The following is a 20,635-nucleotide window of genomic DNA, read 5'->3' as shown; positions in this document are numbered from 1 at the left end:
TGTCGCACCCGGGGGACGGCTGCCCTGCTTCGTCACAAGGTGGGCGGCGGAGAGCGGGAACCGGGAGAATGAAAGCATGAAACTTGGATTCATTCGCCATGGACAGACCAACTGGAACGCCGAAGGCCGCCTGCAGGGCTCCAGCGACATCCCGCTCAACGACGTCGGACGCCAGCAGGCCCGTGACGCCGTGGCGGTGCTTGGCGCCGGAACGTGGGACGCCATCGTCAGCTCCCCGCTCTCCCGGGCGCGTGAAACGGCCGAAATCATCGCCGCCGGCCTGGGCATCGAACTTGGCCGCAGCTATGACGAACTCATCGAGCGCGACTACAGCCAGGCCGAGGGCATGACGGACGAGGAATGGGAAAAGCTCTGGCCCAACAAGGTCGGCGGCGGCATCGAGGCCCTGGACTCCGTGGTCGCCCGCGGAAGAGCGGCGATCGAGAAGATCGCCGCGGACCTCCCGGGCAGGAACGTCGCGGTGGTGTGTCACGGGACGATCATCCGCTACACGCTCTCCGCGCTCGCCGGATGCACGTTCGACAGCATCCTCAACGGCTCGGTCTCGCTGCTGGACAACGACGAGGGACCCTGGAAGGTGCGCAGCGTCAACGGGCAGGCCGTGGACACCCCGCTCATCCGGTAGCCGGGTGGATGGCGTCGTCCCCGAGGAGCCATACCCATCCCGGCGGTGTCGTGAGACGATGCGAAGGTCCCCTGGGGTTTTTGGGGACACCACCATTTGTGCGCAGGGAGGGCGGAAAATCATGGTCGAACGCATCGGGATCGTTGGCGCCGGGATCGTGGGTCTGGCCATCGCCCAGGCGCTGTCCCGCACGGGGGACTTCGACGTGACGGTGCTGGAGAAGGAATCCCGTGTGGCCATGCACCAAACCGGCCACAACTCCGGGGTCGTGCACGCCGGGCTGTACTACCAACCCGGCTCGCTCAAGGCCGAACTCTGCGCCAAGGGGCGGGCGATGACCCGCGAATACTGCCAGGAGCATTCCCTTCCGTACCGCGAGGCCGGGAAACTCGTGGTGGCCCTGAATGCCGAAGAGGTCCCGCGGCTCGAGGAGATCCAGCGGCGCTCCGCCCTGAACGCGGTCCCCGGTCTGGCTCGCGTTTCCATGGCGCGGCTGCGCGAGATCGAGCCGCATGCGGCGGGGGTCGCCGCGTTGCATTCCCCGCATACCGCGGTCGTCGACTATGCGGTGATTGCCGAAACCATGGCCCACCAGGTGCGGCGGGCCGGCGGCAGGGTGCTGCTTAACCAAAAGGTCCAGGCCGTTGAATCCTCGCCCGGCAGCTGCCGCGTTTCAACCTCCGGCACCACCCACGTCTTCGACCGGATGGTGGTCTGCGCCGGCCTGCATTCGGATGTCGTCGCCAAGCTGGTCGGGGCCTCGGACTCGCCACGGATACTGCCGTTCCGCGGCGAGTACTGGTCCCTGGCCCCCGAGCGCAACGACCTGGTCAAGGGCATGATCTACCCGGTTCCGGATCCCGCATTCCCGTTCCTCGGGGTCCACTTCACCCGCGGGGTCTATGGCGAAACGCATGTGGGGCCCAACGCCGTACCGGCACTGGCCCGGGAGGGGTATTCGTGGGGCAGGATCTCGGTCCGCGACACCGTCGAATCCCTGCGGTGGCCCGGGGCCGGAGCCCTGGCCAAGGCCCACTGGAAAATGGGTGGAAAGGAAATTGCCGCGTCGCTCTTCAAGCCGCTGTATTTCAAGGCTGCCCAGGCCTTCATCCCGGAGCTGCTGCCCTCTGACCTGCGGCACAAGACCACCGCGGGAGTTCGCGCCCAGGCATGGTCCAGGGACGGTTCCCTGCTTGATGACTTTGCCGTGGACCAGGTCGGGCCGGTCACGCTGCTGCGCAACGCGCCCTCGCCGGCGGCAACCTCGGCCATGGCCATTGCCGAACACATCCTGGCGAACCACCTGGGAATCCGGACCTAGCTCCGCCGCGGTTCGCCGGGTTCAAGCCGGAGGGTATCCGTCGACGGCCGGGGCCTCGTCGGCCGGGTCCTTGAAACGGACCGCAACCTCGGAGGCCTTCGCGAGTTCAAGGACCAAGGGCTTGAGCAAGGCGGGCGGGATGGAAAGGGTTGAACCAATCTCGACCAGCCCCTCGTCGCACAGTCGTTCCAGCCGTTGCCAGGCAATCGCAATGATGTCGGCGTCTCCCCGCGGATCAAGGTCGGGTAGGCCGCGGACCGGGTGCTTGAGCACCTCGGTGTTGATCGGTTCCACGGCCGCCTCCAACAGGAAATACCGGGTCAGGTACCCCATTTCCATCTCCTGGTAGCGGTCGCTGACCTCCTTGGAGAACGCCCCATACATGTTCCGGGCGACGGTGCGAACGACCTCGACAAGGTTCGCGGAGGGATCCTCGAGGAAGCCGATTGCCTCGGGGCTCGGGTAGGCCCGGCTGGCACTGAGCTCGATCAATCCGGCACCGACCAGCGCGCCCCAATAAAGTTCAAGCCGGCCGACGCCTGTAGCGCTCTTGAACAAGACCGGACCGTTCGTGGGTTGCCCTCCGACCGGAAGGGCGCCGGAGACGGGCACGGCGTCGACGTCCAGGGCCGCGGCGGCCTCTTGGACGTGCTTCTTGTTGAGCACCTTCAAGCTGGTGATCTCGCGCCTTGGCCCGAGCCATTGCAGGAACGAGAGCACCCGCCTGGCCACCGGCAGCCTTCCGATGGCTTCGGCGAGCTCGTCCTCGGAGAGCTTGGGGACGGTGATGATGGCGGCTTGAAGCTCGGGGATCGGGGAGTAGGACGGCTCGAAGCCGGGAAAGCTGAAGCACTTGAAGTAGGTGTCGAGCTGCACGAATTGCTCGTGGGTTCCGCCCCAGGTGCCGGTGGCGTGCAGGAACTCGAGGTAGGCGCCAAAGACGTGGGTCATGTCCAGGAAATCGTTGGTTTTCCCGAAGAACATCAGCTCATCCAGTGTTGCCGCGAAGGCCTGGACGTTCAGGAAGGTGATGTCGCTGTCCCTGTTGAGGCGTGCGTAGTGTCCGAGAAAGGCGGTGATTCGTGCCTTGAGCGCGTCTCCGCGGACGTCAAAATTCTTCTCGCGGCACCAAGCTTCGAACGCCGGGAGCACACGTGGAATCTCGCGCCGTATGCGATATTCACCGATGCTGACGATGGCCGGCCCGCGGGATTCCCGTGGCGCCGGTTCGGCGTTCTTGGCTGTTTCCGGGTCCTTGTGAGACATCTTCATTCCACACGTGTCGGGATTCGTGGCAATGCCTCATGATGACGGCAGGGCCGCTTTCGATTTGAGCATACTAGCGAGCCGGGGCCGTTAGTACTGCGAACGAAGGTTTTCTCGGCCGCCTCAGCGCCCGGCCGGGTGGAGGACCTGGTTCCACAGGTAATCTTCGCCAACGACCGGGATGCCGTATGACCTGGCCTTGCGGGCCTTGCCCGAGAGGCTGTCCGGGTCGGCGGCCACCAACAGCTTCACCTTTTTCGTCACCGCCGGGTGCGACTTGAACCCGGCGGATTCCAGTTCGGCCTCGATGGCGCTCCGGGGCCGGGTCATGTCCCCGGTGAGCACGACGAGGTCCCCGGGTTCCAGGAACGAGGATGCCGTCCGCTGCGGCAAGGGGGCCTGTGGCGGGCCGGCCGGCCTGGCCAGCGTGGCGGCATCGAGTTGTGCGGAAGGGATGCCAAGCAGCTGGGCGATGGTTGCCAGGTCGTGCAGCTCGTCGTGGGTGAGGACACCGTCGGCCCAAGCGGTGTCGGCGATCGAGGAGAAATATTGGCGGTGCAGTTCGATGACGGTGGCCCTGCTCAATTCGAGCTCGTCGGCCATCGCCACCAGGGCGGATTGCTCGTGGGCCGAGAGATACCTGTCAAGCAGTGCGCGGTCGAGCAACGCCAGGTATTCCTGGTGCTGGGCGGGCCCGGTGATTTCGGGCAGGCGAACCACGATCCGGTCGACGAAGTGGGTTTCCCTGGTTCCCTCCGTGGAGCGGTGCACGGGTGCAAACAGCGCGGGAGGAGTATCTACGTTCCAGCTGGTGGCCGCTGCCTGCTCCAGCAGGTAGTCCCAGTCGTCCAGGTCCGGGTCAAGCTCCATGTACCGGGACAAGAGCACGGCGGTGGCCTCCGCGTCGTCCCCGGCGCTGTGCGCATGGCGCAGCTCGATGCTGAACGAATCGCAGCAGTCCTGCAGGGAACGCCCGGCGCCGGGCAGGTATTCGTGGGCCATTTGCATGGTGCACAGGCCTCGGGGCAGGTAGAAGTCCGGCAGGGCCAGCCCCGCGCGCTGGAATTCGGCGCCGAGGAAGCGGGCGTCGAAGCCGAGGTTGTGCGCGACGACGATGGTTCCGGACAGCCGCCAGTCAAGCTCCTGGGCGATGTCGACGAAGCGCGGTGCCTCGAGGATGTCCTTGGCACGGATCCCGTGGATCGATTGCTTGCCCAGGTCCCGTTCGGGGTTGACCAGCGTTTCCCACCGATCCAGGACGGTGCCCGAGCGGTCGAGTGTGATGACGGCAATTTCCGCAATGCGGTCGTGGTTTCCCGGGAAAAGTCCCGTGGTTTCCGTGTCAATCACGGCAAAATATCCTTGTGCCATGGAGGCCCCGCTCCCTGCCCGTATCCGACGATGTGTTTTGATCCTAGGCCAACCGGCAGGGCCGTGGGACTCGGGTCCGGTGTTTGGGGCCCACCGGGTGTTAACTTTCGTGTAGTAGATCTTGTGCATGCGAACTCAGGATGGGGAAAAAGTGGTACCAGGTCTTCAGCGACGGTTGGGCACCTTTGACGCGGTCATGATCGGGCTGGGGGCGATGATCGGGGCGGGCCTGTTTTCGGCCTTCACGCCCGCGGCCTCCGCGGCCGGCTCCGCGCTCTTGGTCTCCCTCGTTCTTGCCTCCGCGATTGCCTATGCCAATGCTCGTTCCAGCGCGCAGCTCGCGGCACGCTACCCGACTTCCGGCGGCACCTACGCCTATGGGCGGGAGGTGCTGGGGCCGTGGCCCGGTTTCATTGCCGGGTGGGGGTTCGTGGTCGGCAAGACTGCATCCGCGGCAGCCATGGCATTGACCTTTGCCACCTACACGGTCCCCGGACCCTGGGTGAAACCGGTGGCCGCTGTGGCTGTGGCGGTGCTCGTGGGCGTCAACTGCCTGGGCGTTACCCGCACGGCGGCCGCGGCCAGAATCATCGTCACCGCGGTCCTGGCGCTTCTGGCCGTGGTCCTGATCGTGATCCTGGCGGGAGGACATGCTCCGCCGGAATACGTTGCCGGTACCGACCACGGGGTTTTTGGCGTCTTGCAGGGAGCGGGGTTGTTGTTCTTCGCGTTTGCCGGTTATGCGCGCATCGCGACCCTGGGGGAAGAAGTGCGGAACCCGTCCAAGAGCATTCCGAGGGCCATCGGAATCGGGCTCGGCATCGTGGTGGTCCTCTATGCCGCGGTGGCTCTGGTGCTGATCAATGTCCTGGGGACGGCCGGCATTGCCCAAAGCCCCAAGCCGCTGGCGACCGCGGTGGGGGACTCCTGGGCGCTTCCGCTGGTCCAGGTTGCGGCGGCGCTGGCCTCCCTGGGTGCCTTGCTGGCCCTGGTGGCAGGGATCGGACGCACCGCCATGGCCATGGCCAGGGAGAACGACCTGCCTCGGGCCCTTTCAGCCGTGCACCCGCGGTTTTCCACACCCCTGAGGGCCGAACTCGTCGTCGGTGCCGCGATCCTGGCGCTCATCGCGTTCTTCGACCTGGGCACGGCCATTGGCTTCTCGTCGTTCGGGGTCCTGGTCTACTACCTGATCGCCAACATCTCGGCCGCGAAGCAACCAAAGAACGAGCGGTTGGCGCCCGTGTGGCTGGGTGTCGCCGGGACCGCGGGCTGCGCGGTGCTCGTCGCCACGCTTCCGGCCTCCGCCGTCATCGGCGGACTGGTCATGTTCGCCGTGGGACTGGGATACCGCGCGACAAGGCTTCGGTTCGGCGGCTGAGTCCTGCCCCGGACGTGGCTGCCGGCACCGGTGCCAGCCGTCGGCCAGCCCTAGCAACTTGGCCCAAAGAAGAGCATGCTGGGGAAGAACCACACATTTCGAACCACAGAAACTTCGTGGATCGGATGCCCGGCCGGGGAACGTCGGGTGCCTGCCGCGTCGTTTGGGGAAACCGTGAGATGAAAAATGGCAACCTATGAATACGCAACGGATGAACTGACCCGCGACCAGCCACGGGCAGTCCCGCTGAGCAAGGGGCGGATGATCGTCGGCTGGCTCACGACCACCGACCACAAGAAGATCGGGTACATGTACCTGATTGCCTCGTTCACCTTCTTCTGCCTGGCCGGCGTGATGGCGATGCTGATGAGGGCCGAATTGTTCGACCCCGGCCTGCAGATCGTGCAGACCAAGGAACAATACAACCAGCTGTTCACCATGCATGGCACGTTGATGTTGCTGATGTTCGCGACGCCGCTTTTTGCCGGTTTCGCCAACGTGATGATGCCGCTGCAGATCGGGGCGCCCGACGTCGCGTTTCCCAGGCTCAACGCGCTGGCCTTCTGGTTCTTCCTCTTTGGCTCGACCATCGCGATCTCGGGCTTCCTGGCCCCGCAGGGCGCGGCGGCGTTTGGCTGGACCGGGTATGCACCGTTGTCGAACACCACCTTCAGCCCCGGCATCGGCGGTGACCTCTGGGTCTTCGGCCTGGCGCTGTCGGGCTTCGGCACCATCCTGGGCGCGGTCAACTTCATCACCACGATCATCTGCCTACGTGCACCTGGCATGACCATGTGGCGCATGCCCATTTTCACGTGGAACACGCTGATCACCGCGATCATGATCCTGATGGCGTTCCCGCCGCTGGCGGCGGCGCTGTTCGCCCTGGGTGCGGACAGGCGGTTCGGTGCGCATGTGTATGATCCGGAAGCGGGCGGCCCGATGCTGTGGCAGCACCTGTTCTGGTTCTTCGGGCACCCCGAGGTCTACATCATTGCGTTGCCGTTCTTTGGCATCGTCACGGAGATCTTCCCGGTGTTCTCCCGCAAGCCGATCTTCGGCTACAAGGGCCTGATCTTTGCCACCATCTCGATCGCTGCGCTTTCGATTTCCGTCTGGGCCCACCACATGTACGCCACCGGCCAGGTCATGCTGCCGTTCTTCGCCTTCATGACCATGCTGATCGCGGTGCCCACGGGCGTGAAGTTCTTCAACTGGATCGGCACCCTCTGGCGAGGCTCTGTCACCTTCGAAACCCCGATGCTCTGGAGCATCGGATTCCTGGTGACCTTCCTCTTCGGCGGCCTGACCGGCATCGTCCTGTCGGCACCGGGCCTGGACTTCCATGTGACAGACACCTACTTCGTCGTCGCCCATTTCCACTACGTCGTCTTCGGAACCGTGGTGTTCGCGATGTTCGCGGGCTTCTACTTCTGGTGGGCGAAGTGGACCGGCAAGATGCTCAACGAGCGATTGGGCAAGATCCACTTCTGGATGCTGTTCGTGGGCTTCCACGGAACGTTCCTGATCCAGCATTGGCTGGGCGTCATGGGGATGCCGCGTCGCTATGCGGATTACCTTCCGGAAGACGGGTTCACAACGATGAACCAATTCTCCTCGGTGTTCTCCTTCATCCTGGGAGCCTCGATGATCCCGTTCTTCTGGAACGTGTGGACCACGCACCGGAACGGGAAGAAGGTGGTGGTGGACGATCCGTGGGGCTTTGGCGGGTCGCTGGAATGGGCAACCTCCTGCCCGCCGCCGCGCCACAACTTCAGCTCGATCCCGCGCATCCGTTCCGAGCGCCCGGCCCTTGACCTCCACCACCCGGAGCTTGGCGCACGGACAACCCCGCAGGGCCCCGTGGCCAAGGTGTTTGGCCCGGCGCAGCAGAAGGACACCGACGAATCGGGCTGATGCCGGATTCCCGCAGCGACAGGAATGCGGGTCGAAACGAACGTGGGGTGGTGGGGGGCCGGGGGGGGGGGGGGCCCCCCCCCCCCCCCCCCCGGGGGGGGGGGGGGGGGGGGGGGGGGGGGGGGGGGCCCGGCCCCCCCCCCGGCCGGGCGGCTCCCCCCAACCCCCCCCCCCCCCCGCCCCGGTCGCGCCCCCGCCCTGTCGGGTTCCCCGCCCGGCCCCCCCCCCCCCCCCGCCCCCCCCCCGCTCCCCCCCCCGGGGGGGGGGGGGGCCCCCCCCCCCCCCCCCCCCCCCCCACCCCACGCTGCCGTTTGCCGTGCGTGCTAGTCGGTGGACTTGGGGTGCACTCCGGGCTGTCCGGCATCGGCCATGGGTGCGTCTGCGCCATGGACAGCTGTCGCGCCAACAAGGACAGCCGGCACCGTGGCATCGGCTCGACGACCCTGCGGAACGGCCCGGCGCAGCCTTGCCGTCAGGTTCTGGAGATTGAGCAGCTGCGAATCCCGGTTCGGGCCTTCAACTTCCAACCCGTAGAAGTCACCGATGTGGTCCACGAACGCCATCCGTCGGGCCTTCTCATAGACCTTCACTTCACGGGAGAACGCCCGGTATGTCGCCCAGCAGATCATGATCAAGACAATGCTGAAGGGCAACGCGATGACGATGGCTGCGGTCTTGAGCGCTTCGAGGCCTCCGGATATGAGCAGCGAAGCAGCCAACAGGGAAGTGGCCAGCGTGAAGAAAATGCGGATCCAGTTCTTCGGTTCCACGTCGCCGCCGGTGGCGATCATGCCCATGACCAGTGCGCCCGAGTCGGCCGAGGTGACGAAGAAGATGACAATCATGATGATTGCCCCGACCGTCAGCACGGCACCGGCCGGCAAGGTGTCCAGCATGGCGAACAACGCGCCTTCGGTGTCGATCGAGCGGTCCTCAGCCACGAGGTTCCCGGTGCCTTGCAGCTGGCCGTAGATCGCGGTTCCTCCCAGGACGGCGAACCACAGCATGGTGACAACCGTGGGGACCAGGATGACTCCGCCAACGAACTGGCGCACCGTGCGGCCGCGGGAGATCCTGGCGATGAAGATGCCCACGAACGGGGCCCAGGAAATCCACCAGCCCCAGTAGAACGTGGTCCACACGCCCTGCCAGGCTTCGCCTTCGGCACCGGTGAAGGCGCTGACGTTAAAGGACATGGCAAGGAAGTTTTGCAGGTAGTTGCCGATCGACTGCACGAAGTTGCGCAGAAGGAATTGCGTGGGGCCAACAACCAGCAGGAAGACGACGAACACCCCGGCCAAGATCAGGTTGGTGTTCGAGAGCCACTTCATGCCCTTGCCAACGCCCGAAAGCACGGAGAAGAGCACCAGGCAGGTGACGACGGCAATGATGACGATGTCGATGAATTGGGAGGCCTTGACCATGCCGGCGCTTTCCAGGCCGGCACTGATCTGCAGGACGCCCAAGCCCAGCGAGGTGGCCACACCGAAGATCGTGCCGACCAGGGCTACGACGTCAATGAGGTTGCCGAGGCCGCCATGGACCTTGCGACCCAGCAATGGTTCGAGGGTCCAGCGGATCGAAATGGGTCGGCCTCGCCGGTGGATCGCGTAGGCCAGGGCCAACCCGATGACAACGTAGATCGACCACGCATGGACGCCCCAGTGCAGGAACGTTTGGGCCTGGGCCTGTTGGGCAAGATCTGCCGGGGACCCCGAAGCGCCGGGTTTGGGTGAGGCAAAGTGGCTCAGCGGCTCGGAGACGCCGTAGAAAACCAGGCCGATGCCCATCCCTGCGGCAAAGAGAAGCGAGAACCAGGAACCCAGGGAGAACTCCGGTTCGTCTTCGTCCTTGCCGAGCTTGATCTCGCCGAATTTCCCGAATCCCAGCCAGAGACTGAACACCACAAAGCCCGTTGCAATCAGGACGTAGTACCAGTTGAAGTATCCGATGATCTTCGTCTGGATGGATGAGAAGAATGACTCTGCCGTACCGGGCATGGTCATGGCGAACGTGGCAAAAACAATGGTGATGATGGCCGCGGGCCAGAAGACCCACCGGTGTACACGGGGCGATGTACTCGTCTTTGTCTGTTCGGTTGTCATTTTCCGAGCCTAAGGGGTAGGAGGGGGCGACCAACAAGAAAGGTGGTATTCACCACCAAATTTGCGAAACTTTGAGGACCTATGGATTGGGGTTCACCTGAGGAAAAACTACAAGGTTTTCCAGATAAAGGTAAGCCCCCTGCGTACGGTTCAGGCGTCGGATTCGGAACCGCACAAGGCGTTGGTGGTGAAGCGCTCGGAGCACCCCAGAGCCGTTCGTCGAATGGTTAGTCCATATGAAGCTCGACCAGACCGTACTGCGCGGCCCGGATCAGGGCCTGGACCCTGTCGCGAACGCCGAATTTTGCCATGACCCGGCTCAGGTGGGCTTTCACGGTTGCCTCGGAAATGTGCAATTCTGCGGCCATCTCCGGATTGTTTCTGCCCCGTGCGAGTAGTTGGAGAACTTCCTGCTCCCGCTCGGACAATGCCATGGGGTTCGTCCCGATGGAACTGCTGGGCTTCACATCGTGGGCTTCGCGGATTGCGCGAATAAGGTCCTGCGACACCGACGCGGAGATCGCCGCGCTTCCGTCTTGTACTGCCTGAATGGCTGCGAGGATTTCCGTGGGCTCGGCGTCCTTGACCAGGTAACCCGCGGCTCCTGCGCGAAGAGCCGGGACCAGGTATTCTTCCGAGGAAAAAGCGGTGATGGCAAGTACGCCAATGCCCGGGTAATTTGTGGTGATGATGCTGGTTGCTTCAACGCCGTCCATGCGGGGCATTTGCATGTCCATGAGGATTACATCCGGGTTGTTGCCCACGCAGAAGTCGACGGCTTCAATGCCGTTTGTCGCTTCTCCAAGCCACTGAAACCCCGGGGCGGCTTCAAGGATGATCTTGAGGGCTTGGCGCATGAGTGGTTCGTTATCAACCACAAGAACTCGGATGTCGGTCACAGTCTTGAGTCTAGTGATCTTTTGGGTATATCAGCGTCTTTGATGGATAACAACATGAACTTTTGGGAAAACACCTGTTGACTTATGGGAATAAGTGCAAGAATGAGCAACATGACTCGTAAAACTCGTATCTTCGCTGCTGTAACCATGTCCGCTGCCTTGTTGCTGCCGGCCGCCATTCCCGCCCAGGCCGCCGTTGTCTCGGGGCCTATTTCCCAAGGTGGCTCGTTGCCTGTCGCTTCGCCTGCCGGGATGTCTGATGCTTTCAACGACTGGGTTTGCCGTAACCTCGGCGCTCTGTGCCGCTAACCGCGTCAGAAAGCAGGGCTCGCAGACAGGAGCCCTGCTTTCAGTGAGAATGGGATTGTGAAACGACCACATTCTCCACCCAGCGCCATTGAGCCATCGTCCGCCCCTTTGGGGCGGACGATACTTCTCATTGCCAGCGGGATCGTCGCGCTATTGCTGGTTACAGACATCATAAGTTTGCTCAGTGAGACTGATCCTTCGCGGTTTCGGGATCGTGCAATGGAAAGTCTCGTAAGCGTTGCCTTCGCTCTTGCGCTCGGGCTGCTGTGGGCTCGGGCAGGGGCGGCAGCCATTATTTCTGTTCTTGCCATGATTTTGAGCCTGATCGTGGGAAAATATCTTTTTGCCCTACTCGTTGTGCCCTTGCTCCTTGGGCTGGTTACGCTGACCCAGATACGCAAGTTCTCGCTTCGATATCTATGCTTTTCGCTGTTATGGGCCATCTTGATCGTGGTAGTACGACCGCTAGACGTGGGCTTCTTGGTTCTTCTTGTGCCATTGATATTGCTGGCCTATTTTGTGGCACTGTTTGCCCGGAAGTTCCAAGAGCAACGCGAATCTGACAGGAAACGCATCGAGGATTTGCGCCGCAAGCAGCAAGAAGCCGTGGAGGCCGAGCGCAAGGCCATCGCCAGGGACCTGCATGACATCGTCGCCCATGACATCACAGTGATTTCCATGCAGGCCAAGGCCGCAGGTTTTTCGGGGGACCCCGCAGTTGCCCAAGCCGCGCTCAAGGTCATTGGGAACACCTCGAAGGAGGCGCTGCAGGACCTCCGCGTCATGCTCAACGTCCTGCGATCGGACGGGCCAGCGACCCGCGTGGACGGATCGCTCGTTGACTCCGCGGGAAATGCAGCCAGCAGCCTGGAGATCCTCATCGGTGTCGAGGTGTTTGCCGAGCGGCTGATTGACCTCGGCCATCCGACGAAGACCATGGCCGATCCGAGGCTTGCCGGCTTGCCGCAGTCCGCGCAGGCCGCGCTGTATAGGGTTCTGCAGGAATCCACGACGAATATCGTCAAGCATGCGGAGCCGCATGCCGCATGCCGCATTGAGGCACTCGTGGTCGGGGACCGGGTATGGCTGGAAATCGCCAACTCGCTACCCCGCCACGTCATGGACCAAGGTTTCGACATTGGCGGGCACAGCTCGGGCATCGTCGGCATGTCCGACCGGATGGCGGCCTTCGGCGGCACCCTCTCCGCCAAGCGAGTCCGCGGCGATTGGGTGGTGCGTGCCGAACTCCCGGCCACTACCATCGACCAGGGAGTCAAGGCTCCGGAGGGCACATCCAGTGCCCCGGAATAACCTTGAGGTTACCTCAGTAAGTATGGCCAAAGGTCTAATGTGCAGCACCCGCTCGCATGGATAGAGTAGGTACTACATCGGCGGAATAGCCGATTGATGGGAACTAGGAACGTTTTGCGAGTGGCGTTTCCAGAACTCATTTCCAGCACGCCAGACGACGCCAGCCCCGCGAACCGAGCCCCCAAGTTGGTTCGCAGCACAGGAATCACGTCAAATGCTTTCCCCCAAGGAGCATTTGGCATTGAAGGTTCCTAGGTCGCTTCTACCCCAAGAGAAGCCACCATCGGCGTCGTCGGGCGTGCTGATGTTTAAGCTCATGGTTGCCCCGATTTTCCGGTGATTGGCCCGGCGGGTGATGCGCTTCACAGGCCCCGAGGGAATGCTTCCCGTGGCTGTGGCGGTTCTGCTTGGTAGGAAGCCACCGAAGAACCGCAAGGAGAACACCCCAGATGAGCGTTGAAACCGCCGCAACCGTGTACGACCAGCTGTCGATCGATGCCGACACCGCAGACAAGCTCTTCCTTGAAGCCCGCACCGCAAACACCTTCTCCGAGGAACCCGTTGCCGGCGAAACCCTCGATGCCATCTACGAGCTCACCAAAATGGGCCCGACGATGATGAACAACCAGCCGCTGCGCATCACCTGGGTCAAGAGCGCCGAGGCCCGCGAGGCAGTCGTCGCCAAGATGATGGAAGGGAACCGGGCCAAGTCCCTGGCCGCCCCGGCGCTTGCGGTGCTTAGCTACGACGCCGACTGGCACGAACAGTTCCCGGTGTTCTTCCCACACGCTCCCGAGCGCAAGGCCATGTTCGACCAGGACGCCGCCTCGCGCGCCGAAATCGCCAAGAACAACGCCTGGATGCAGGCCGGCTACTTCATCATGGCCGTTCGCGCGGCAGGGCTGCACGCCGGACCGATGGGCGGCTTCGACGCGGCCGGCGTGGATTCGGTCATCAACGCGGACTCGTCCAACCATGCGTTCCTGATCGTCAATGTGGGCACCCCCGGCGAGAACCCATGGTTCGATCGCCTGCCGCGACTGGACATCGACGTGGCAACCACCAGCATCTAGACGTGCGGCCAAGCCCGAAGCAGGAACGCCGTGGGGCGGTGAAGATGCCAGGCATCTTCGCCGCCCCACGGCGTTAAGCATTGGGACCTAGGCCAAGACCTCTTCGGCCACGCGGGTCAGTGCACGTTCCAGCGGGGCGCGAAGCACGCGCGGCACGCGGATGTGCTTGCCGATGCGCACGAGTCCCTCGGCCTCGGCGGCACGCAGCAGGGCCTCGGCGGCCGGCACGGTCTTTGCGAAGAGCGGCTGCAGGTGGGCCTGTTCCGGCTCCAGCTCCCCGGGTGCGGGAATCGAAAACGCTGCCTCGGTGCGCGGGGGATTCGCCGATCCGGCCTTGGCCAGCAACGCGGCGGTCATCTGCGTGACGGTGTGGTCCGCATCCGGACCCACAGCATTGAGCAGGATGTGGGCGTAGAGTCCCTCGGCCACCAGGTCCTTCGCCCCGCGGGCGCTGAATCCCGAATCGGCGTTCAACGCCTCGGCCACCACCGGGTTGGGAAGTGCCGTTCCCTCTTTGAAGCTCAGTACCCCGGCACGCAACAGCGCATCCCAATAGGTGCCCAGTTTCGGAAGCTGAGCCAATGTGGCAACCGAGGATCCGGCCTCGGGCACCCAGCCCGGCCGTGCATCCTCGGATTCCGGGTCCAGGCGGACCTCGAGCCCGACGGCAGCGGCGGCCGAAACCAGGTCGGTGGGCAGCAGCAATCCGTCCTCTGCCACCTCGCGGCCCTCGCCCACCCAAGCCAGCAAGGCCCGGGCCGTGGCCACCATCGGCAGCTTGGCCCAGCGCTCGTCCGCGCTGGCCTCGTCAAGCTCGGGGACCACAACGGGGGATTGGCCGCCCTGGGCCGACAGCAGGTCGAAGACGGCCTTGAATTCCTCCACCTCTCCGCTCCAACGGCCGGTTTCGGCCAAAAAGAGCATGAACTCGCGCAGCATGGCGGCGCACGCGACGGCGACCTCGTCGCCGAGCTCGCGCAGGTCCGTGAACTGGATGGCCAGCGCGCCATGGTCGAGCTCGGACACCGTCACCTTCCCGCGCAGCCGGGCATGGACCGTCAGCAGGGTGACCAGGCCCTCGATGCCGGCCTCGGAGTCGTCCGGGGTGTGGCGCTGGTTGAAGAAGGCACGCAATTGCGCGGCGTAGGGCCGCATGGCCGTGCGGACCTGGTCCTCGAATTTGGAGGCGCCGGCGCTTGGATTGCGTCCCGGGTGCCCGCTGCGTGGCTTGCCGGCGGATTTTGATTTCGACATGTTGGTGTCGTCCCCCTCTGGGCTTGGAAAATTCTGGGTGCTGCTTGGGTGGTGCCTTCCGGCTCCGTGCTAATCCGCGAAGAGCGAGCGAACGTCGTCGGCGCTGATCGCCGAGGCAAAGGCCGCATCGTCGTCGAGGACCGCGGTGAAGAGCTTGGCCTTCTTGTCCTTCAGCGCCATGACCTTTTCCTCGATGGTGTTCTTGGAAACCATCCGGTAGACCATGACGTTGCGCTTCTGCCCGATGCGGTGGGCACGGTCCACGGCCTGGTTCTCCGAGGCCGGGTTCCACCACGGATCCATCAGGAAGCAGTAGTCGGCCTGGGTGAGGTTCAGGCCGAACCCGCCGGCCTTCAGCGAAATCAGGAACACCTTGACCTTGCCGGAGGTGAAGGACTCGATGACCTTGGCGCGCTTGGTGGTCGAGCCGTCCAGGTAGGCATGCTCGATCCCGGCCTCGGTCAGCCGGTCGCTGGCCTTGGACAGGAACGAGGTGAACTGGCTGAAGACCAGGGCGTTGTGGCCCTCTGCGGTGAGGTCCTCGAGCTGCTCGAGCAGGGCGTCGAGCTTGCTGCTGGGAACGGAGGCGTACTCCTCGTCGATGAGCGAGGCGTCCAGCGCCAGCTGGCGCAGCTTGGTCAGCGAGGAGAACACCGCGAAGCGGTTCTTGTCCATGTCCTCGAGCATGCCCAGCACCTTCTGGCGTTCGCGCTGCAGATGGCGCTGGTAGATGACCCGGTGCTTGGGCGCCAGGTCGAGTTCCAGGACCTGCTCCTGCTTCTCGGGCAGGTCCGTGGCCACCAGTTCCTTGGTGCGGCGCAGCATCAGCGGGCGGATCCGGCGACGCAGGCGCCCCAGCGCCTCATTGTCGCCGTCCTTCTCGATGGGCTTGCGGTAGGTCTCGTCGAAGCGCTTGAGCGCGGGGAAGAGCCCCGGGGCGGCAATGGCGAACATCGACCAGAGCTCGGAGAGGTTGTTCTCCATGGGGGTGCCGGTGATCGCGAGCTTGAAGGGCGTCGGGAAGTCGCGGGCCTGCTTGGAGGCCTGTGTGGCGGGGTTCTTCACGAATTGCGCCTCGTCCAGGATCAGCCCGGAGAACCTGGTGGCTGCGTATTCGTCCTGGTCGATGCGGAACAGGCCGTAGGAGGTGATCATGATGTCGACCTCGGTGGCGATCTCGTGCGCGGGGACCCCGCCGCGGCGCACGGTCTCGGTCATGTAGACGCTGCGCAGGTTCGGGGCGAAGCGTGCCGCCTCGGCGGTCCAGTTGGAGACCACGGAGGTCGGAGCCACCACCAGGAACGGCGGCATCTTTCCGGTCGACTCGTCGTGGTTGTCCTTGGCGTGCTGGATCAGTGCCAGGGTCTGCAGCGTCTTGCCCAGTCCCATGTCGTCGGCGAGCACCCCGCCCAGCCCGTTGTCGTAGAGGAAGGAGAGCCATTCGAAGCCCTCGAGCTGGTAGGGGCGCAGCGTGGCGTCGATGCCGGCCGGCAGCGGGGCGTGGTCGACCTCGAGGATGTTGCTCAGTCCCTCGGTGGAGTGCTTCCACGCGGCCGAGGCCTCGACGTTGGTGGCGATGTCCTTGAGGTCTTCCCAGAGCGAGGCCTGGTGCTTGGAAATCCGGATGGTGCCGTCGCTTGTGGCGTCCGACAGTGCCCGGGCCTCCTCGATGAGCCGGCGCAGCTGCTCGTATTCCGGGCGGTCCAGGGCAAAGTACTTGCCGTCGGGCAACATCAGGAATTCATCGCCGTGCGCCAGTGCCTGGAAGAGCTCGGTGAACGGGACCTTGTTGCCGTCGATCGCGACTTCGACGCCCAGGTCGAACCAGTCGTTGGTTTCGGTGTTCTCGGTCGAGATGGTGATCAGCGGGTTGGCGGTGAGTTCCTCGAACTCCGGCTGTTCGCCGTCGATGTGCACCCGCAGGTTTTCCAAGGCCTGCAATGCCGGCAGCGCCTCGGTGATGAACCGTGCCGCCGCGACGCCATGCAGGCGCGGTGCGACCCGGGTGGCGGCAACGTTGCGTTGCGGATTGGCGAAGGCATCGGCATAGGCCTGGGGGAAAGCGGCGATCGCTGCGGCGACTTCGCGTTGCATGGCCAGCTCGGCCTTGGGGTTGCGTTCGGTTCCCGCCACCAGCTCCAGGGGCACCTGGTGGTTGCCGTAGGAATAGCCCCAATGCAGGTTGATGCCCGGGACCGAGGTTTCGTCCTTCTTTTGCTTGCGGACCGGGTTCTGCTGGCCGGCGAAGTGCTCGACGCGCAGCAGCATGACCGGTTCAAGCGAGGTCGGCACCTCGACGGAGTGGTCGACGGAGGAGAGCTCGGAAGCCTTGGCTAGCTTGGGCAGGTATTGCTGCTCAAAGTTTTCCCGCCCGTTGGCCGGGACGGTGACCTTTTTGTCGGTGGCCAGCAGGCCGGTGACCAATGCGGGGAGCTTGGCGCGGGAGGGCGCCAGATGCAGGTCCACGTTCTTCATGCCCTCGGTGGTGTCCCACCAGAAGACCCCGTGGTCGGCCACGGCGCCGAGGAAGTCGCTGTCGAAGTCCGGCGGCAGCACATCGACCGAGGGACGGATCCGCAGCTTCTTGCCCTCGGAGGCGATGTCGGTGCGGACCGCGACCGGATCGTGCACCCGGACCGTGGATTTTGCCGACTGGCCGCGCAGTTCGATGCCCAGCGCCGCGGCCCGTGCCAGGTGGTTCCACACCATCGGGGTCAGGAAATCGCTGGCCGAGAGGTGGGTCCCGTTCCACGCGACAAAGGAGTTCAGCTGCAGCAGCGTGCAGAACCACTCGACCTGCTCCGGGTCGTAGGAGTAGTCGAAGGGCAGGGTCGGGATGCCGCCGGTGCGGGTGTAGCGGAAATGCTGCCAGGCCAGGTTGCCCGAGACCCAGCGGCCCTTGTCGTTGAGCTGGATCGGGCGCAGCAGCAGCTCCAGCTTGGAGGTGTGCGGGATGGTCCCGTCCTTGATCTTGGCCATGGCCGAGGCCTGGTAGCGCTGCAGGGTCTTCGGGCGCAGCTCAAACTGGATGCCCAAGGCGCGCTGCTCGGTTTCCTGCCCGGCGCCACCGCCGTCCCCTATGAGCGAGTCCAGCGTGCGCTCCCACGGGGCACGCGGATCGGGATCCTCGTAGTTTGTCTCGTCCCACATATAGGCGAAAAGCGCGGCCGCCGCGTGCTTGCAGTTCGAGCCCACCGGGCAGGTGCAGATCCCCAGCTGGGGCATGAGCAGCCCGTGGCGCACCTGGGAATGGACCGCGGTGCGGTAGACCATGCCGCCGGAGCCCAACACCGAAGCGCGCACGATGCCCATGGGCTCGACCCAGTTGACGTCCAGGACCCTGCCCTGGCTTGCGTATGCCGCCCCGCGATCCAGGCTGAGTGGTCCGACAAGCTCACGGATCAGTGTGGTGGAGTTGAGCAGTGGTGCAACGGAAGACATGTCAATAGTCTAAAGGCGGGCACCCACGCCACGGAGCCAAAATGGCCGCAGTGGGCCTGCGGGCTGAAACCCGCCGGGAACGTCCGGGTGGCGGTGAAAGTGACGGAAACTTATGGGAAGCACCTGGTTTACCTCCGATACCCATTTCGGACATGCCCGCATCATCGAGTCCTGCCACAGGCCCTTTGCCGACGTCGCCGAAATGGATGCCGAGATCATCCGGAGGTGGAACCAGGTGGTGGGCGCCGCGGACACTGTCTGGGTGCTGGGGGACTGGGCCCTGGGTGACAGGGTCCGCGGGCTCGAGATCGTCTCCGAGCTGCACGGCACCAAGCACCTGGTGGCAGGCAACCACGACGCGTGCTGGCCCGGGCGCATCGGGGCGCAGCGCCACCTCCGGCAGTTCCTCGATGCGGGCTTCGCCTCCGTGCAGGATTTCGCACGGGTCAAGCTGCCCGCGACGGTGAACAATGCGCCGGGGCGCAAGGTGCTGCTCAGCCATTTCCCGTACGCGGGGGACTCCCATGGCGGCGACCGCTATGCGCAGTTCCGGTTGCGTGACGAGGGGGCATGGTTGCTGCACGGACACGTCCACAATGCCTTCCTGGTCTCGGGCCGAGGCATCAACGTCGGGGTTGACATGCACGGCTTCGCCCCGGTCGGCGCCCTGGCGCTGGCGCAAATGATCGATTCGACCGAGGATGGAGACAGGCCAGACACCGCATGACGGGTCAGAAACCCGTCCTCCGAACGACTCGACGCAGAAAAAATGATAAACGATCGTCTTTACCGTATTTAATGCAAACAACAAGGTGCTGTGGCCTGCGTCACCGATGAAAAACGAAGTCCCGTTGCTTCGCGCCGCATTCCCCGCCAAAGTTGAGCCCAAGTGTTGGAAAAATCTTGAATGGAGTGTGAACCATGGCCAGCGTAACGACGCCTGAGCATGTTGTCATCGTCGGCGCCGGGTTCGTCGGCCTGTCCACCGCCTGGTACCTGCAGGAAGAAGGCGTCAAGGTCACGGTCGTTGACCGCGGCGGCGTGGCCTCCGGTGCTTCGTGGGGCAATGCCGGCTGGCTGACCCCGGCGCTGACCCTGCCGATCGCCGAACCCTCCATCTTCTCCAGCGGCCTGAAGATGATGATGGACCCGGCGTCCCCGCTGTACATTCCGCTTAAAGCCAACGCCAAGCTGCTTCGCTTCCTGATCGGGTTCACCTGGCACAGCACCCCGAAGAAGTGGCAGGAGGCCATGCGCATCTACTCCGAGCTCGGCACCACCGGGCTTGACGCCTTCGACGAGATCGCCGAGGGCACCAACGCGGGCCCGGGCGTCGTCGAGAAGACCAAGCCGGCCAACCCGTTCCTGACCGGATTCAAGTCGCTCAAGGACCGCGACGGACTGCTCCACGAGTTCGACATGATCCGCAAGACCGGCGGCAACGTCGAGTTCGACCTGCTCACCGGAGACGAGCTGCGCGCCCTCGAGCCGACCCTCTCCGATTCCGTGGCTGCCGGTGTGGCCATCAAGAACCAGCGCTTCCTGAACCCGCCGAAGTACATGGAGTCCCTCGCCGAATCCGTCATCGCCCGCGGCGGCGACATCGTCGGGTCCTACAACGTCACCGACATCCGGGACAACGGCGGCTCGGTCACCGTCATTGGCTCCGAGGGCCGTTCGATCACCGCCGACCACGTGGTCATGGCCACCGGCGCCTGGCTCAACGACATGACCAAGAAGTTCGGCGTGAACGTCGTCGTCCAGGCGGGCCGCGGCTACTCCTTCACCGTCCAGCCCGAGGTCATGCCGACCCACCCGATCTACTTCCCGTCCCAGCGCGTGGCCTGCACCCCGCTCGGGGACCGCTTCCGCATCGCCGGAACGATGGAGTTCCGCGACGCCAACCACCCGTTGGAGCCCAAGCGCATCGAGGCCATCGTTGCCGCTGCGGCCCCTGTCTACAAGGGCATCAACTGGGAGAACCGCAAGGAAGAATGGGTCGGCGGTCGTCCCTGCACCGCCGACGGCATGCCGTTGGTCGGCGCCACCCGTTCCCCGCGCGTGCACGTTGGTGGCGGACACGGCATGTGGGGCGTGGCCCTTGGCCCGCTGACCGGCAAGATGATCGCCGCCGGCATCCTCGGCAAGGAAAAGCCGTCCGTGGCGCGCCATTTCGATCCGCTGCGCAAGGGCTTCTAGGCCCACAACGGGCAAGCCGGCTTGCTTTCAGGCCCCGGGGGGGGGGGGGGGGCCCCCCGGGGGGGGGGGCCCCCCCCGCCCGGCCCCCCGGGGGGGGGGGGGCCCAAAAAAAAAAAAAGACAGCGCAGAGGGGGAGATGCGG

The 20,635-nt window shown here is 64.4% G+C and carries 15 protein-coding genes; 9 read left to right on the top strand and 6 right to left on the bottom strand.

Going from position 1 to position 20,635, the window contains the following annotated elements; genetic code table 11:
• Positions 1-76 precede the first annotated feature (76 nt).
• Both J2T21_RS07555 and lhgO read left to right on the top strand, forming a co-directional pair.
• A complete protein-coding gene (locus tag J2T21_RS07555) occupies positions 77-646 on the top strand; it encodes a histidine phosphatase family protein (protein WP_071214749.1) in 570 nt (189 codons plus the stop codon).
• A 121-nt stretch (positions 647-767) separates the two neighbouring features.
• Positions 768-1,967 (top strand): L-2-hydroxyglutarate oxidase, encoded by a 1,200-nt coding sequence (lhgO, locus tag J2T21_RS07550; protein WP_307580104.1) that lies wholly within the window; start codon positions 768-770, stop codon positions 1,965-1,967.
• Between the two features lie 21 nt (positions 1,968-1,988).
• Here the strand turns inward: lhgO and J2T21_RS07545 are convergent, their stop codons facing one another.
• Positions 1,989-3,239, bottom strand: coding sequence for a hypothetical protein (locus tag J2T21_RS07545; RefSeq protein ID WP_307580101.1), 1,251 nt, complete (start codon positions 3,237-3,239; stop codon positions 1,989-1,991).
• Between the two features lie 117 nt (positions 3,240-3,356).
• Entirely contained in the window at positions 3,357-4,583 is a 1,227-nt protein-coding gene (locus J2T21_RS07540) for a 3'-5' exonuclease (protein WP_286135350.1), read from the bottom strand.
• A gap of 148 nt (positions 4,584-4,731) precedes the next feature.
• Between J2T21_RS07540 and J2T21_RS07535 the strand changes: the two genes are divergently transcribed.
• Both J2T21_RS07535 and ctaD read left to right on the top strand, forming a co-directional pair.
• Positions 4,732-5,985: an APC family permease gene (locus J2T21_RS07535; protein ID WP_307580099.1), complete on the top strand. Its 1,254-nt coding sequence runs from the start codon at positions 4,732-4,734 to the stop codon at positions 5,983-5,985.
• A 186-nt stretch (positions 5,986-6,171) separates the two neighbouring features.
• A complete protein-coding gene (gene ctaD / locus J2T21_RS07530; protein WP_307580098.1) occupies positions 6,172-7,902 on the top strand; it encodes an aa3-type cytochrome oxidase subunit I in 1,731 nt (576 codons plus the stop codon).
• A 323-nt stretch (positions 7,903-8,225) separates the two neighbouring features.
• Here ctaD and J2T21_RS07525 read toward each other — a convergent pair whose 3' ends face one another.
• Positions 8,226-10,007, bottom strand: coding sequence for a BCCT family transporter (locus J2T21_RS07525; protein ID WP_307580096.1), 1,782 nt, complete (start codon positions 10,005-10,007; stop codon positions 8,226-8,228).
• 227 nt (positions 10,008-10,234) lie between these two features.
• Positions 10,235-10,906, bottom strand: coding sequence for a response regulator (locus J2T21_RS07520; protein ID WP_307580094.1), 672 nt, complete (start codon positions 10,904-10,906; stop codon positions 10,235-10,237).
• Between the two features lie 111 nt (positions 10,907-11,017).
• Between J2T21_RS07520 and J2T21_RS07515 the strand changes: the two genes are divergently transcribed.
• The 3 genes from J2T21_RS07515 to J2T21_RS07505 all read left to right on the top strand — a co-directional run bounded on the left by J2T21_RS07515 (position 11,018) and on the right by J2T21_RS07505 (position 13,599).
• Positions 11,018-11,215: a hypothetical protein gene (locus J2T21_RS07515; RefSeq protein ID WP_307580092.1), complete on the top strand. Its 198-nt coding sequence runs from the start codon at positions 11,018-11,020 to the stop codon at positions 11,213-11,215.
• 219 nt (positions 11,216-11,434) lie between these two features.
• The gene (locus J2T21_RS07510; protein WP_307580090.1) at positions 11,435-12,526 is read left to right on the top strand and encodes a sensor histidine kinase; all 1,092 of its coding nucleotides are present in this window, start codon (positions 11,435-11,437) and stop codon (positions 12,524-12,526) included.
• 449 nt (positions 12,527-12,975) lie between these two features.
• Entirely contained in the window at positions 12,976-13,599 is a 624-nt protein-coding gene (locus J2T21_RS07505) for a malonic semialdehyde reductase (protein ID WP_307580088.1), read from the top strand.
• 87 nt (positions 13,600-13,686) lie between these two features.
• Here J2T21_RS07505 and J2T21_RS07500 read toward each other — a convergent pair whose 3' ends face one another.
• Together J2T21_RS07500 and J2T21_RS07495 are read right to left on the bottom strand one after the other, a co-directional pair.
• Positions 13,687-14,853: a hypothetical protein gene (locus J2T21_RS07500; protein WP_307580086.1), complete on the bottom strand. Its 1,167-nt coding sequence runs from the start codon at positions 14,851-14,853 to the stop codon at positions 13,687-13,689.
• A 69-nt stretch (positions 14,854-14,922) separates the two neighbouring features.
• Positions 14,923-18,294: a DEAD/DEAH box helicase gene (locus J2T21_RS07495; protein WP_307580084.1), complete on the bottom strand. Its 3,372-nt coding sequence runs from the start codon at positions 18,292-18,294 to the stop codon at positions 14,923-14,925.
• 112 nt (positions 18,295-18,406) lie between these two features.
• Between J2T21_RS07495 and J2T21_RS07490 the strand changes: the two genes are divergently transcribed.
• Positions 18,407-19,021 carry a metallophosphoesterase family protein gene (locus J2T21_RS07490; RefSeq protein ID WP_307580082.1) on the top strand — a complete coding sequence of 205 codons (615 nt, stop codon included), beginning with the start codon at positions 18,407-18,409 and terminating at the stop codon, positions 19,019-19,021.
• 194 nt (positions 19,022-19,215) lie between these two features.
• The gene (locus J2T21_RS07485; RefSeq protein WP_307580079.1) at positions 19,216-20,493 is read left to right on the top strand and encodes an NAD(P)/FAD-dependent oxidoreductase; all 1,278 of its coding nucleotides are present in this window, start codon (positions 19,216-19,218) and stop codon (positions 20,491-20,493) included.
• Positions 20,494-20,635 lie beyond the last annotated feature (142 nt).

Origin of the sequence: Paeniglutamicibacter psychrophenolicus (assembly GCF_030812255.1) — a bacterium.
Taxonomy (GTDB): Bacteria; Actinomycetota; Actinomycetes; order Actinomycetales; family Micrococcaceae; genus Paeniglutamicibacter; species Paeniglutamicibacter psychrophenolicus_A.
Note: the sequence above shows the minus strand (reverse complement) of the source record. Positions and strands in the feature narration are given on the sequence as shown.